This is a genomic window from Rhodanobacter denitrificans, from assembly GCF_003335105.1.
In the GTDB taxonomy this organism is placed as follows: domain Bacteria; phylum Pseudomonadota; class Gammaproteobacteria; order Xanthomonadales; family Rhodanobacteraceae; genus Rhodanobacter; species Rhodanobacter denitrificans_A.
Genome location: NZ_QFWQ01000011.1, coordinates 45682 through 58011, shown reverse-complemented (window position 1 = coordinate 58011; position 12330 = coordinate 45682). Strand labels below are relative to the sequence as shown.

13 protein-coding genes and 1 pseudogene are annotated in these 12330 nt (G+C 69.3%); 11 read left to right on the top strand and 3 right to left on the bottom strand.

Annotated features, from left to right (window positions below):
* Positions 1-3 precede the first annotated feature (3 nt).
* The 7 genes from DEO45_RS15700 to DEO45_RS15670 all read left to right on the top strand — a co-directional run bounded on the left by DEO45_RS15700 (position 4) and on the right by DEO45_RS15670 (position 6405).
* Positions 4-753, top strand: coding sequence for an ABC transporter ATP-binding protein (locus DEO45_RS15700; protein ID WP_114345760.1), 750 nt, complete (start codon positions 4-6; stop codon positions 751-753).
* Entirely contained in the window at positions 750-1730 is a 981-nt protein-coding gene (locus DEO45_RS15695; RefSeq protein WP_114345602.1) for an efflux RND transporter periplasmic adaptor subunit, read from the top strand. Before DEO45_RS15700 ends, DEO45_RS15695 begins: the two co-directional genes overlap by 4 nt.
* Before the next feature lie 67 nt (positions 1731-1797).
* On the top strand, positions 1798-2640 hold the full coding sequence (locus tag DEO45_RS15690; RefSeq protein WP_114345600.1) for an alpha/beta hydrolase: 843 nt from the start codon (positions 1798-1800) through the stop codon (positions 2638-2640).
* A 2-nt stretch (positions 2641-2642) separates the two neighbouring features.
* Positions 2643-3020, top strand: coding sequence for an EamA family transporter (locus DEO45_RS15685; RefSeq protein WP_114345598.1), 378 nt, complete (start codon positions 2643-2645; stop codon positions 3018-3020).
* Positions 3017-3424 carry a DMT family transporter gene (locus DEO45_RS15680; protein WP_114345596.1) on the top strand — a complete coding sequence of 136 codons (408 nt, stop codon included), beginning with the start codon at positions 3017-3019 and terminating at the stop codon, positions 3422-3424. The genes DEO45_RS15685 and DEO45_RS15680 overlap by 4 nt, the downstream gene beginning before the upstream one ends.
* Positions 3425-3446: 22 nt before the next feature.
* Positions 3447-4652, top strand: a complete 1206-nt coding sequence (locus DEO45_RS15675) for a DegT/DnrJ/EryC1/StrS family aminotransferase (protein ID WP_114345594.1) — start codon at positions 3447-3449, stop codon at positions 4650-4652.
* Positions 4653-4800: 148 nt separating this feature from the next.
* On the top strand, positions 4801-6405 hold the full coding sequence (locus tag DEO45_RS15670; protein WP_114345591.1) for an ArnT family glycosyltransferase: 1605 nt from the start codon (positions 4801-4803) through the stop codon (positions 6403-6405).
* Here the strand turns inward: DEO45_RS15670 and DEO45_RS15665 are convergent.
* Together DEO45_RS15665 and DEO45_RS15660 are read right to left on the bottom strand one after the other, a co-directional pair.
* Positions 6402-7292 carry a hypothetical protein gene (locus DEO45_RS15665; protein ID WP_114345589.1) on the bottom strand — a complete coding sequence of 297 codons (891 nt, stop codon included), beginning with the start codon at positions 7290-7292 and terminating at the stop codon, positions 6402-6404. The genes DEO45_RS15670 and DEO45_RS15665 overlap by 4 nt on opposite strands.
* On the bottom strand, positions 7285-8355 hold the full coding sequence (locus DEO45_RS15660) for a GNAT family N-acetyltransferase (protein WP_114345587.1): 1071 nt from the start codon (positions 8353-8355) through the stop codon (positions 7285-7287). The genes DEO45_RS15665 and DEO45_RS15660 overlap by 8 nt, the downstream gene beginning before the upstream one ends.
* Before the next feature lie 93 nt (positions 8356-8448).
* Between DEO45_RS15660 and DEO45_RS15655 the strand changes: the two genes are divergently transcribed.
* The 4 genes and pseudogenes from DEO45_RS15655 to DEO45_RS15640 all read left to right on the top strand — a co-directional run bounded on the left by DEO45_RS15655 (position 8449) and on the right by DEO45_RS15640 (position 11580).
* The gene (locus DEO45_RS15655; RefSeq protein WP_114345585.1) at positions 8449-8721 is read left to right on the top strand and encodes an acyl carrier protein; all 273 of its coding nucleotides are present in this window, start codon (positions 8449-8451) and stop codon (positions 8719-8721) included.
* Positions 8721-9953: a beta-ketoacyl-[acyl-carrier-protein] synthase family protein gene (locus tag DEO45_RS15650; protein WP_114345583.1), complete on the top strand. Its 1233-nt coding sequence runs from the start codon at positions 8721-8723 to the stop codon at positions 9951-9953. The genes DEO45_RS15655 and DEO45_RS15650 overlap by 1 nt, the downstream gene beginning before the upstream one ends.
* A gap of 45 nt (positions 9954-9998) precedes the next feature.
* Entirely contained in the window at positions 9999-10529 is a 531-nt protein-coding gene (locus tag DEO45_RS16545) for a hypothetical protein (protein ID WP_147269713.1), read from the top strand.
* A 30-nt stretch (positions 10530-10559) separates the two neighbouring features.
* A pseudogene (locus tag DEO45_RS15640) lies at positions 10560-11580 on the top strand (DUF4238 domain-containing protein).
* A 54-nt stretch (positions 11581-11634) separates the two neighbouring features.
* Here the strand turns inward: DEO45_RS15640 and DEO45_RS16540 are convergent.
* A complete protein-coding gene (locus tag DEO45_RS16540; protein ID WP_147269712.1) occupies positions 11635-12330 on the bottom strand; it encodes a hypothetical protein in 696 nt (231 codons plus the stop codon).

Sequence of the window (12330 nt, the reverse complement as noted above, 5' to 3'; positions counted from 1 at the left end):
GCGATGCCCGCCACCACCGCCGAAGCCGCGCGCGCGCCGTCGCTGCAGGCCGAGAACGTCAGCAAGGCGTTCGTCTCGGGCAACCAGCGCACACAGGTGCTGGACGGCCTCAGCCTCAGCATCGAGGCCGGCGAGCTGACCCTGATCTCCGGCCCGTCCGGTTGCGGCAAGAGCACCCTGCTGGCGGTCCTCAGCGGCCTGCAGAAGGTCGACGGCGGCCGCGTCTGCGCGCTCGGCAGCGAGCTGGGCCAGCTCGACCTGCGCGCGCTGGAGCGGTTTCGCCTGCAGCATACCGGCTTCGTGTTCCAGGGCTTCAACCTGTTCCCCGCGCTGAGCGCGTTCGAGCAGGTCGAGCTGCCGCTGAACCACATGGGCCTGTCGCGCGACGAGGCGCGCTACCGCGCGCAGCAGTCGCTGGAGGAGGTCGGCCTGGCGCACCGCATGCGGCTGCGCCCGTCCGAACTGTCCGGCGGCGAGAAGCAGCGCGTGGCGATCGCCCGAGCGCTGGCCAAGCGGCCGGAGCTGCTGTTCGCCGACGAGCCGACCAGCGCGCTGGACGCCGCCAACGGCCAGGTCATCATCGACATCCTGCATCGCATCGCGCGCACCCACGGCACCACCGTGCTGTGCGTCAGCCACGACCCGCGCCTGGTCGTCCACGCCGACCGCGTGCTGGCGATGGAGGACGGCCGCATACTCAGCGACCGGCGCAGCGAGGCGCCGGCCACCGACAGCCACGGAAATCCTTCATGAAACCGCTCGTGTCCCATCCGTCGCAACGCCCCGCCGTGTCCCGCTGGCTCCGGCTCGGCTCGCTGGCCCTGTGCAGCACCTGGCTGGCCGCGGGTTGTTCGCGGCCCGCCACGCCGGCCGGTCCCGCCGCCGGCCCGGTCGCGGCCTATGCCGCGGTGGCGCGCGGCCGCATCGACGTCGAAGGCGGGCTGCTGAGCCTGTCGATGCCGCGCGAGGGCGTGCTTGCCAGGGTCGCGGTGCACGAGGGCGACCATGTCCGGCAGGGCCAGCTGCTGGCCGCGCTGGACGACGAACCGGCCCGGCTGGCCGTCGATGCCGCGCAGGCGCAGCAGGAACAGGCGCAGGCACAGCTGAAGCTGCTCGGCATCAAGCAGGCGGCGGCGAAGCAGCGCGCGCAGCGGCTGGCCGCAGCGGTGGCCGCCGGTGCCGGCGACGGCCAGAGCGCCGACGACGCCAGCGAGGCCGCCGCGCAGCTCGATGCGGAACAGCAGGCCGCCCGCGCGGCGCTGGACATGGCCGGGCAGAAGCTGGGCGAAGCCCGCTACGAGCTGAAGCAACGCAGCCTGGTCGCCCCGTTCGACGCCGAGGTGGTGCACGTGTCGGCGCAGCCCGGCGCCAGCGTGTCGCCCGCCTCCGGCGCCGTGTTCACCCTGCTGCCGCAAAAGCCGCGGATCGTGCGCGCGGAACTCAACGACAGCTTCGTCGGCGCGATCCAGCCCGGCATGGCGGCGGAAGTCAGCGCCGACAACGGGCGTGCCGGCGAGTCCTGGAACGCGCACGTGCTGCGCGTCGGCAAGGTGTACGGCCCGGCTACGCTGGAGAACGACCCGCAAGTGCGCGCCAACGCCCGCACGGTGGAATGCGTGCTGGCGTTCGACCAGCCCGGCTCCGGCCAGAGCCCGGACCTGCGCATCGGCCAGCGCGTGATCGTGCGTTTCAGCAAGGCGCCGCCCGCCGCAGCGGCCGCGAAAGACTGAGGAAACCGCCGGCTGCGATCATGCTGTGCATGAAAATAGCCGCGACTCATTCCCGCAAGGCAAGCGCGTGATCCAGCAGACTGACTTCTTCTTCGAGGGCGGCCGCAGCGGCGTGCTGCTGATCCACGGCCTCACCGGCACGCCGATGGAAATGAAGCTGCTCGGCAAGGGCCTCAACCGCGCCGGCTTCACCGTGCACGGCATGCAGCTGGCGGGCCACTGCGGCAACGTCGAGGACCTGCTCGCCACCGGCTGGCGCGACTGGTACGCCAGCGTGGAGCAGGCCGCCGACGCGCTGCTGGAAAAGGTCGACCACCTGTTCGTCGGCGGCCTCTCGATGGGCGCGCTGCTGGCGCTGAAGCTGGCCGCCGACCGCCCCGCGCAGGTCGCCGGCGTCGGCGTGTACGGCGCCACCTTCCGCTACGACGGCTGGAGCATCCCGCGGATGGCGCGGCTGTCGTTCCTGCTGCCGCTGCTGAAGAGGCTCGGCATCGGCCGCGACCGCAGCTTCATGGAGCAGCCGCCCTACGGCATCCGCGACGAGCGCCTGCGCGCGCAGGTCAGCACCGCCATGCTCGGCGGCGACAGCGCCGCCGCCGGCCTGCCCGGCAACCCGTGGTACTCGCTGGCCGAGATGTACCGGCTGGCCGCCGACGTGCGGCGCCGGCTGCCGCAGGTGACCGCGCCGTGCCTGGTCGCCCACGCCAGCGACGACGACGTGGCCAGCCCGAAGAACGCCGAACTGGTGCTGCGCCATGTCGCCGCGCCGACCGAGCTGCTGCTGCTCGAGGACAGCTATCACATGATCACCATCGATCGCGAGCGGCGCACCCTGATCGACCGCTCGGCGGCGTTCTTCGAGCGCGTGGTCGCCACCGGCCAATCACCGCATATCGCGGCCGCGGCCTGACCATGCCGGCGGCCGACACCATCTCCCCGCTGGTCGCGGGTCTGTGGCTGCTCAACATCGTGCTCGACAGCGGCGGCCAGCTGGCGTTCAAGGCCGCCGCCGGCGACGAGACCGCGGGCGACGGGCTGGCGCGCTGGAAGCATATGGCGGCGCGCCCGTGGCTGTGGCTGGGCGTCGGTTGCTACGTGGTCGAGTTCCTGGTGTGGATCGCGTTCCTGTCGCTGGTCCCGCTGTCCGAGGGCGTGCTGCTGGGCTCGATCAACATCGTGGCGATCATGGTCGCCGGACGCATCCTGTTCGGCGAGAAGCTGACCCGTCTGCGCATCGCCGGCATCGCGCTGGTCACCCTCGGCGTGGCGATCGTGGGGCTCGGCGGATGAGGCGCTTCTACCTGTTCGGCTTCCTGCTGCTGATGGGCTTCGACACCCTGGCGCAGATCAGTTTCAAGTACGCCGGCACCCAGGCGCTGCCGGTCGAGGCCAGTCTGGCCTGGCTGCTGCGCGTGTTCGGCCAGCCGTGGGTCTACGGCGCGATCGTGGGCTACGTCGGCGCGTTCTTCACCTGGATGGCCCTGCTCAAGCACGCGCCGATCGGCCCCGCGTTCGCCGCCTCGCACCTCGAGGTGGTGTCGGTGATGCTGCTGTCGGTGTGGCTGTTCGACGAGCACCTCACCGTGGTCCGCGTGGCGGGCGCCGTCGCGATCATCGCCGGCATCGTCTGCCTCGGCTTCGCCGAAAACAGCGAGCATGCGGCGGTGCCCGAGCCGGTCGCCGCGGACAGCTGAGCCGCCGCGGTACGCTGCGCGCATGCTGCCCCGTCGCCGCCACGAACTGCCGTCCACCGCGGGCCTGCCGCTGCGCCCGGCCGACCTGCGCCCGGGCGCGCCCGGGCTGGCCGATGACGTCGCCGCGCTGCTCGGCACGCCGCCGCTGCAGCTGACCTGCTCCGGCACCGCCGCACTGCTGATCACGCTGGCGACGCTGCGCGAGGCGCAGCCGCACCGCCGCCGCGTGGTGGTGCCCGCCTACACCTGCCCGCTGGTGGCGCTGGCGGTGCACCAGGCCGGGCTGGAGCTGCAGCTGTGCGACCTGCGTCCGGGCCACTACGACATGGACCCGGCCGCGCTGCGCGCCGCCTGCGACGAACGCACGCTGGCGATCGTGCCCACCCACCTGGCCGGTCGCGTCGCCGATGTCGACGACGCGCTTGCCGCCGCGCGCCAGGTCGGCGCGTACGTGATCGAGGATGCCGCCCAGGCCCTGGGCGCGCGCCGCGCGGGCGACAGCGTGGGATTGGCCGGCGACGTCGGCTTCTTCAGCCTTGCCGCCGGCAAGGGCCTGTCGATCTACGAAGGCGGCCTGCTGCTGGCGCGCGACCCGGCGCTGCGCGAACGGCTGGCGCATACCGCTGCGCGCATCGCGCCGTACAGCCTGCGCTGGGAGCTGCGCCGCAGCCTCGAACTCCTCGGCTATGCCGCGCTGTACCGTCCGCGCGGCCTGCGCCTGGCCTACGGCGATCCGCTGCGCCGCGCGCTGCGCCATGGCGACGAGATCGCCGCGGTGGGCGACGACTTCGCGCTGCCGCTGCCGCTGCACGCGGTGGGCCGCTGGCGCCAGGCGGTGGGCGCGCATGCCGCGGTGCGCCTGCCGGCCTTCCTCGGGCAGCTGTCGGCGCAGGCGCAGCGCCATCTGCCGCGGCTACGCCGCCTCCCTGGCGTCAGCGTGCTCGACGACCCCGCCGGCGCGCACGGCAACTGGCCGTTCTTCCTGCTGCTGCTGCCCGACCGCCGCCGCCGCGACGCCGCGCTGGCGCAGCTGTGGCAGGCCGGCCTCGGCGTCAGCCGCCTGTTCATCCACGCCTTGCCCGACTACCCCTACCTCGCCGGCATGGTGCCGACGCAGGACGTGCCGCATGCCCGCGACTTCGCCGCGCGCAGCCTCACCATCGGCAACAGCCCGTGGATGACCGACGCGGACCTCGAGGCGATCTGCGGCGTGCTCGAACGCTGTTGAAGCGACTGCGCGGCATGTTGTCGCACCGCGGACAATTCACACGGACGAAATCTTCCACCCGGCAAAATGCCGCGCCGGTTTGTCGGCGCCCGCATTCGGGCGACGGCGACGGTTCCGCGCGGTTCGCGCGCAGTTTCCAGGGGTTGGCATGACGGCAGCACAGCGTACGGGCATCGTTGGCGGGTTCCGCGAGAACCCGCGCCTGCAGGCAATCGCGGCGCTGATCCTGCTGCTGCCGCCGGTGTTCTTCCTGTTTCCGGTGCCGATCGACGAGACGCGCTACCTCGCGGTGGCGTGGAACATGCACCTGAGCGGGCAGTGGCTGGTGCCGTGGCTGGACGGTGCGCCGTATTCGGACAAGGCGCCGCTGCTGTTCTGGCTGATCAACCTGACCTGGTCGGTGACCGGCGTGCACGCCTGGGCGGCGCGCCTGCTGGAGCTGCTCGTCATGCTGGCCACCCTCCCGTTGCTCGCCTCGCTCGGCCGGCGGCTGGGCGCCGGGCGGGCGGCCGTGCAGGCCTCGCTGTGGCTGTGGCTGGGCTGTGCCGCGGGCGCGATATACGCGGGCGTGCTGATGTTCGACATGCTGCTCACACTGTGCACGCTGGCGGCATGGCGGGCCACGCCGGCGTTGGCCGGTCGGCGCTGGCCGCTCGCCGTGGCGGCGCTGGCGGTGGCGCTGGGCGCAGGGATCCTGGTCAAGGGGCCGGTCGCGCTGCTGGTGGGCGGCGTGCCGGCGCTGCTGGCGCCGTGGTGGCTGCCGCAGGCGCGGCCGCTCGCGACCTGGCTGCGGCTGCTCGCGGCCCTGCTCGGTGCCGTGCTGCTGGCGCTGGCCTGGGCGTTGCCTGCCGCTAGGGTGGGTGGCGCCCAGTATTCGGACGCGATCTTCCTGCACCAGACGGTGGGGCGCGTGGTGCAGAGCTTCGCGCATGCCCGCCCCTGGTGGTGGTACCTGCCGATCCTGCCGGCGATGCTGCTGCCGTGGGTGGCCGCGGTCGGGCGCGGCGAGTCCGCATCGGCTCCCGCCGGCGGGGCGCTGGATCGCTTCGTGGTGGCCGCGTTCGTGCCCGGCTTCGTCCTCTTCAGCCTGATCAGCGGCAAGCAGCCGCACTACCTGCTGCCGCTGCTGCCGGCGCTGACCCTGGCCGGCGGAGTCCGTCTCGGCGCCGGCCGCTGGCGCGTGGTGGGCTGGCGGGTCGGGCTGGTGCTCGCGCTCATCGGCATCGCCGTGGCGATCGGGCTGGGCCGGCTGGCGGTCGATCACGCCGGCCGCGCCGGAGCGGTCGCCTGCGGCGTGCTCATCGTCGTCATCGGATTGTGCTACGTGTGGCAGCGGGCGCAGTCGCTGCCGGTGGGCGCCGCCGCGCTCGGCATGCTGGCGGCGCTGCTGCTGTGCAAGCTCGCCTTCGTGCTCGGCGCCGGACCCCGCTACGACATCACGGCGGCGGCGCGGCGGGTGGCCGGCGCGCAACAGGCAGGCGTTCCCTTGCTGTTCGCCGGGCCGCAGTACGGCCTGCTCACCTTCGCCGGACGGCTGACCGCGCCGATCCCGATGACCACCGACCCGGCCGCCGTCGCGGCGTGGGTACGCGCGCATCCGCAAGGGTGGGTGATCAGCGGCGAGCCGGGCTACCAGTACCCGGCCACGCCGCTGTACCGGCAGCCGTATCGCGACGGCAGCCTGGGCATCTGGCGTGCCGGCGACATCGCAGGGACGGCCGCGGCGGCGCCGGTGGGTTCGCCGCGCGGCTAGGCCGCCTGGCCGGAGCGCGCGGCGATCGCCTGCAGCAGTTCGAGGTTCAGCGCGTGCTGCTGCGCCTGCCAGCCGGCGAGCTGCGCGGTATCCACCGCAGGTTGCTCGTCCATCGCGGAGAGCCGGCGCTTCCACCAGCTGCGGTAGTGGTAGTGCGAGATCTCGCCGTTGATGTCGCTGCCGACCAGGCCGTGGCGCAGGCTGCCGATCAGCGCCTGCGCGTGGTCGAGCTGCAGTTGGCCCTGGTCCCAGTTGGTGCGGGCCACTTCGGGCGCGAACACGTCCTTGTCGATCGACAGGTAGCTCGGCGTGGCCTGCGTGCGCTGGTATCCGACGAACGCGTCGACCAGCGCCGCGGGCGTGTCGAAGCCGCGGAACGCCCGCGCCAGTCCGAGCCGGCGCGCCCAGCCGGTATCCACGCCGATGCTCCAGTAGCTCAGCTTGCCACGCCACAGCGGGGCGAGATAGTTCTCCCAGGCGTGGCCGCCGCCGATGTCGGGCGAGGTGATGCCGAGCACGTGCACGTGGCTGACCTGCGGCAGCATCGCCACCCGGCGCACCCACGAGCCGCAGTGCACGCCGAACGGGAAGCGCATGTTGTCCGGGTGGTTGTCCAGCACCACGACCTGGAACGGCGCGGCCGGCCGCAGTCGCGCGATCAGCGGCCAGCTGAGATGGTGGAAGTCGCCGCTGCCCAGGAACACGGTGCCGTACTCGGCCGGCAGCAGCTCGTCCAGCATGGTGCGGAAACGCCGCATGTCCGCCAGCGGGCAGCCGAAGCGGATCGACTCCTGCCAATGCTCCAGCGGCAGCACCAGCCGGCCGGGCAGGGGCCCGACCGAGCGGTCGATGTCGAGCACGACGGGACGGTTCGCGAGGTCATTCATCGGCGGCTTCCGCGGCCGCCTGCCAGTGGCGGTCGCTCTCGAAATGGCTGCCCAGCCGGCGCAGCAGCGCGCGCAGCAGGGGGTTGCGGGCGTACACCGCATGACGGGTGAAGGTCATGCGGGCGCCGAGGAAGGATTTCACCTCGGGGTCGGTCCAGCCGGCCACGTAGTGGCTCAGGCCGCGCTCGCGCGCGTAGCCGAGGTTGTGCATCCAGCTGACGAAGTAGAGGTTGTGTTCGCGCGCCGCGGGGTAGGCGAAGCCGATGTACTTGTCGATCAGCTTGCCGCCGTGCTCGTAGCAGAGGTTCCAGCCGATCATCTCGCCGGCGTGGCGGTAGACGAACACCACGCCGCCGCTGGCCGCGTCCTGCAGCAGCAGGCGGAAGAACGCCGGGCTCAGGCGGTCGAAGTGGATCTCGCTCTGTGCGTACACGTTGTCGAACAGCGCGTAGAACGCCGCCAGCGTCGCCTCGTCGCCGAAGCAGGCGTCGCCGGTGCGCAGCGTCTCGATCTCCAGCCCGCCGCGCGAGCGCAGCTTGCGCCGGATGTTCTTGCGCCGGCCGGACGACAGCCGGGCCAGGTACTCGTCGTCCGAGCCGAAGTCGATCGGCACCCAGGCCAGCGCCTGGCCTTCCAGCAGCACGAAACCCTCCGCCGCGCAGGCTTGGGCGAAAGCGCGCGCGTGGACGTTCGCCGCGTCGTCCAGCAGTGGCGAATCCTGCGCGATGTCCTTCACGATCAGCAGCCGGCACTGGTTGCCGAAGGCCGCCTTCAGCCCCTGCGCCAGCGCCGTCGGCGCCACCTGCGGCGGCAGCGGCGCGTACTCGGTCACGGTGGTGCCCGCGAAGCGGGTGCGCCAGCGCAGCAGCCGGCTCCAGTGGCGGTACAGCGGCAGCGCGGCCACCCGCCGGCGCAGCGCGTCGTCGGCCGTGGTCAGCAGGTCGAATGGCGCCACGAAGGCCGGCATGCCCTGCGGCGAATGGTCCACCGCGAAGCCGAGCGGCGGCTCCACCATGAAGGCCGCGAGCAGCGCATCCGGCTCCAGTTGCGAAATGAAAGGCATGAGTAAGCGAGTTTGCCTAGACTTGTGACCGCTAGCCTGCGTGAGGCACCTTGCGCCAGCCTTCCAATGTTGCCTGCCACCAAGGACCCTGTCATGACCGCAACGACCCAGCAGCAAGTCTTCGAGATCATCGCCACGCAGGCCAAGATCGACGTGGCGACGATCAAGCCCGAATCCACCCTGAAGGACCTCGGCATCGCCTCGCTGGAGGCGATCGAGCTGATCTTCGACATCGAAGAGCACTTCGACATCACCTTCCCCGACCAGCAGGGTGCCAATTTCGACAGCGACACCGCGCAGAGCCTGGTCGACGCCGTGCAGAAGGCGCTGGACGAGAAGGCCGCCGCCGGCGAGGGCGCGAAGTGATGCAAGGCCGTCCGGTACGCCGCGTCGCGATCACCGGGATGGGCGCGATCAGCCCGCTCGGCGTCGGTGCCAACGCGCTGTGGCAGGGCCTGTGCGAAGGCCGCAGCGCGATCGGCCCGCTGCAGCATGTCGACGCCGGGCGGCTGCGCGTGAAGGTCGCCGCGCAGGTGCCCGCCAGCTTCGATCCGGCGGCGAACATCGACGAGCGCACCCTGCCGATGCTCGACCGCACCTCGGAATTCGCGCTGCACGCGGCGCGCGAGGCGGTGGCGCAATCCGGGCTGGATTTCGCCAGCAACGGGCTCGGCCTGCGCACCGCGGTGATCGTCGGCACCGGCGTGGGCGGCGAGACCACCCAGGACGAACAGAGCCGTCGGCTGTACGGGGAGAACTCCAACCGCGCGCATCCGCTCACCATCGTGCGGCTGATGACCAACGCCTCGGCCAGCCAGATCAGCATTGCCTGGGGCCTGCGCGGCCCCACCTTTGCGGTCGCCAGCGCCTGCGCCTCGGCCAACCACGCGATCATCCAGGCCGCGCAGATGATCCGCTGGGGCCTGGCCGACGTCGCCATCACCGGCGGCACCGAGGCCTGCCTCACCTACGGCGCGCTGCGCGCCTGGGAAGCGATGCGCGTGCTGGCCGACGATACCTGCCGCCCGTTCAGCGTCAACCGGCGCGGCCTGGTGCTCGGCGAGGGCGCCGGCATCTTCGTGCTGGAATCCATGGAGCATGCGCAGGCGCGCGGCGCCACCATCCTCGCCGAACTGGCCGGCAGCGGCATGACCGCCGATGCCACCGACATCGTGATGCCCAGCGCCGACGGCGCCGCCAGCGCGATGCGCCAGGCGCTGGACGACGCCGGCCTCGCGCCGCAGGACGTCGACTACATCAACGCCCACGGCACCGGCACGCAAGCCAACGACGTCACTGAGACGAAGGCGATCCACCTCGCCTTCGGCGCGCACGCCGACCGCCTCGCGGTGTCCTCCACCAAGTCCATGCATGGCCACGCGCTGGGCGCCTCCGGCGCGCTGGAGCTGGTCGCCGCGATCGGCGCGCTGCGCGACAACGTGGTGCCGCCCACCGCGAACCTCGACAAGGTCGACCCCGCCTGCGACCTTGACTACGTGCCGAACGTGGCGCGCGAGATGCCGGTGCGGGCGGTGCTCAGCAACTCGTTCGCGTTCGGGGGGTTGAATGCGGTGCTGGCATTGAAGCGGGCGCCGTAACCACGGCCCGTTCGCCCTGAGCGGGGCGCCTCGTTTTTGCTCGTCATGCCTGCGAAGGCAGGCATCGCACTTCGCCCGGCGATCAATACCCTTGTAGGAGCGCGCTCGCGCGCGATGCTTTTGCTTGGCGCGACGGCATTCGAGAGCAAGAGCTTTCGTCTGCCTTCGGCAGCCGAGTTACTTTCTCTTTGCGTGGCCAAAGAGAAAGATAACCAAAGAGAAAGGCCACCCCGCTTGGCGCTTGCCGGACTCCTGTCCGGCAAGTCCGTGAGTCGGGGCCGGGCTTTTCGACAGGGCATCCTGCCCTGGCGAAAAGGCATCGGCATCCATGCCGATGCCCGCTGCGCGGCCTGTCGACCCCGCCTCACCGCCGCACAGGGGGCCCGGGTAGAGCAGCGGGCCATCCTGGCCCGCACTTTCAGAAAAAGCCGGAGCAAAAGCACGGCACCGCGCGCGGCCTGTCACGTTTCTTCACAAGGGCAAGAGTTGCAAAGTCAATTGCTGATCGACCGTTTGCGACCCCAAGGCGACATTCGCAACTGTCCGCTTTCGGGGACGCAGATATGGAACGTTTGAAATGAGCGGCAGGTGTAGGACGTCCTGGCTATGAAACGAGAGAAGTACGCGCAGCGGAAGCAGCATTTCGTCCCGGCCTGTTACCTGAAAGCCTGGCTGGATCCTTCGGCGCCGAAGACAGCCACGAATAATCCGTACGTTTGGCTGTTCGACAAGAATGGCGAAAACCCCAAGCCCAAGTCGCCGGAAAAGATCTTCCGCGAAACGGAGATGTACACGCTGACGGCGACCGACGGGGGGTCGTGATCTTCGCCTTGAGCATGGTCTAGGAACCATTGAGTCCAACTTCACGAAGGTACGCAACAGCAAATTCAACTTCAAACGGCGACTCACCGAGGACGACTGGGTGTGGGCATGTTTGTTCGCTGCAACGGCCCACCTCCGTACCGCCTCAAGCCGCGACCACTGGCTTCATCAGATGGAGAAGGTCAAGACGATGTTCGAGCAGGTGGCCGGTCCCGATTGGGAAACTCGAACGGTTGAGCCAGAGCTTCCAACCCACGTTGATGGGTCACGGGTCTACGTTCCTCAACCAGGGGATTTCGACAACTTGAAAGAGGACTCGACAAGAATCCTGATCGAATCAGGGGTAAAGGTCATCCTTCCGGTGCTGCTTGGCATGCACAAGACGGTGCTTTGCACGAATGACCCGCTTGGGTTCCTGACAACCGATGCCCCATCGACCTGGTACGACCAAACCGCATACAGGAAGCACCCATACGAGCGAGCTATCGGTCTGGAGAACCCTGATATCGAGATCACGTTGCCCATCTCACCAGCGCAGTGTCTGCTATTCACGCATCGACCTGTCGGCCCGCTCTACTGCGAGGTGTCCCCAGACACCGTCGATGCATTGAACCACCGGCATGCCGGCCATGCTCCAACCACGATTGTGGCTCGTAGCAAGGAGACGCGAGCACTATGGTTCCAGATCGTGGAGGCGCCTGATGATTCGTGGGACGTGCTTCATCCCGATCCAGCCGAACGGCAACGGTGGACCAGTCCCAACTGCCCGCCTGAGTTGCGTGACATCCTCGACCGAGAGAATTAATCAGAGGCGAAATTCTGAGCTTGTGTGGGCCGCAGTTGAACGCAGCTCTATCTCCTACAAGCTGGCATCCCGCTTCGCAGCAACCTCCTTATCGCATGCGTCGGCGTTATCGAATCGATACAAGATGGCCAGCGCGGCCTTGTCAGAACTCGTTGCACGCGCGTTCAATCGAATTAACGCGAGATGATCCGGAAGAGGGTGGGCTGAGGATGAATTCCAGTCGACGCGATAGGGTCGTTCGTTTTTGAGGAGACCCATCATCCAGTCCTTGGGCTCACTCCAGATCGATCCTGTCGCAAGGTCTTTATCAGTCGATGTCGGCTCGCCATACTTTTTGGTCAAAGCGCCTTCAATGGTGGAAAAATTACTTCGGACGGCATTGCCGTATGCGTCGGCATCAAACTCGTCTCCTAGACCAACAACACTGCACAAGCCGGATTGGTCTCCGATCGTGTATGCATAGTTCTGAAACGCCACATGACCTTTGGGCGCTTTTGACGACACATACGTGAAGGGATTATCCGGGAGCGCTTGGGCGCCCGTTGCATCCAATACTTGCTGTTTGGTTAGCCCCATTTGAATCCCAAATGGACCCACCCAGCTTGATGGCTGGGGCTTGGGTGCGCTTGCGGCGATGGGGGCTGCAGCTTGGGTCGTTGGGGGAGGGCTGACCGATTCAGCGGCTTGTTGGTGGCTCTGGCACCCCATCAGGAGAAGACAGGTCACCAAGATTGCAAAAAAATTTTTCAT

What these genes read in the sequence shown, in the direction of transcription:
- DEO45_RS15700 (WP_114345760.1), top strand. Translation starts at nt 4, where the DNA reads ATGCCCGCCACCACCGCCGAAGCCGCGCGCGCGCCGTCGCTGCAGGCC.
- DEO45_RS15695 (WP_114345602.1), top strand. Translation starts at nt 750, where the DNA reads ATGAAACCGCTCGTGTCCCATCCGTCGCAACGCCCCGCCGTGTCCCGC.
- DEO45_RS15685 (WP_114345598.1), top strand. Translation starts at nt 2,643, where the DNA reads ATGCCGGCGGCCGACACCATCTCCCCGCTGGTCGCGGGTCTGTGGCTG.
- DEO45_RS15680 (WP_114345596.1), top strand. Translation starts at nt 3,017, where the DNA reads ATGAGGCGCTTCTACCTGTTCGGCTTCCTGCTGCTGATGGGCTTCGAC.
- DEO45_RS15675 (WP_114345594.1), top strand. Translation starts at nt 3,447, where the DNA reads ATGCTGCCCCGTCGCCGCCACGAACTGCCGTCCACCGCGGGCCTGCCG.
- DEO45_RS15670 (WP_114345591.1), top strand. Translation starts at nt 4,801, where the DNA reads ATGACGGCAGCACAGCGTACGGGCATCGTTGGCGGGTTCCGCGAGAAC.
- DEO45_RS15665 (WP_114345589.1), bottom strand. Translation starts at nt 7,292, where the DNA reads ATGAATGACCTCGCGAACCGTCCCGTCGTGCTCGACATCGACCGCTCG.
- DEO45_RS15660 (WP_114345587.1), bottom strand. Translation starts at nt 8,355, where the DNA reads ATGCCTTTCATTTCGCAACTGGAGCCGGATGCGCTGCTCGCGGCCTTC.
- DEO45_RS15655 (WP_114345585.1), top strand. Translation starts at nt 8,449, where the DNA reads ATGACCGCAACGACCCAGCAGCAAGTCTTCGAGATCATCGCCACGCAG.
- DEO45_RS15650 (WP_114345583.1), top strand. Translation starts at nt 8,721, where the DNA reads ATGCAAGGCCGTCCGGTACGCCGCGTCGCGATCACCGGGATGGGCGCG.
- DEO45_RS16545 (WP_147269713.1), top strand. Translation starts at nt 9,999, where the DNA reads ATGCCTGCGAAGGCAGGCATCGCACTTCGCCCGGCGATCAATACCCTT.
- DEO45_RS16540 (WP_147269712.1), bottom strand. Translation starts at nt 12,330, where the DNA reads ATGAAAAATTTTTTTGCAATCTTGGTGACCTGTCTTCTCCTGATGGGG.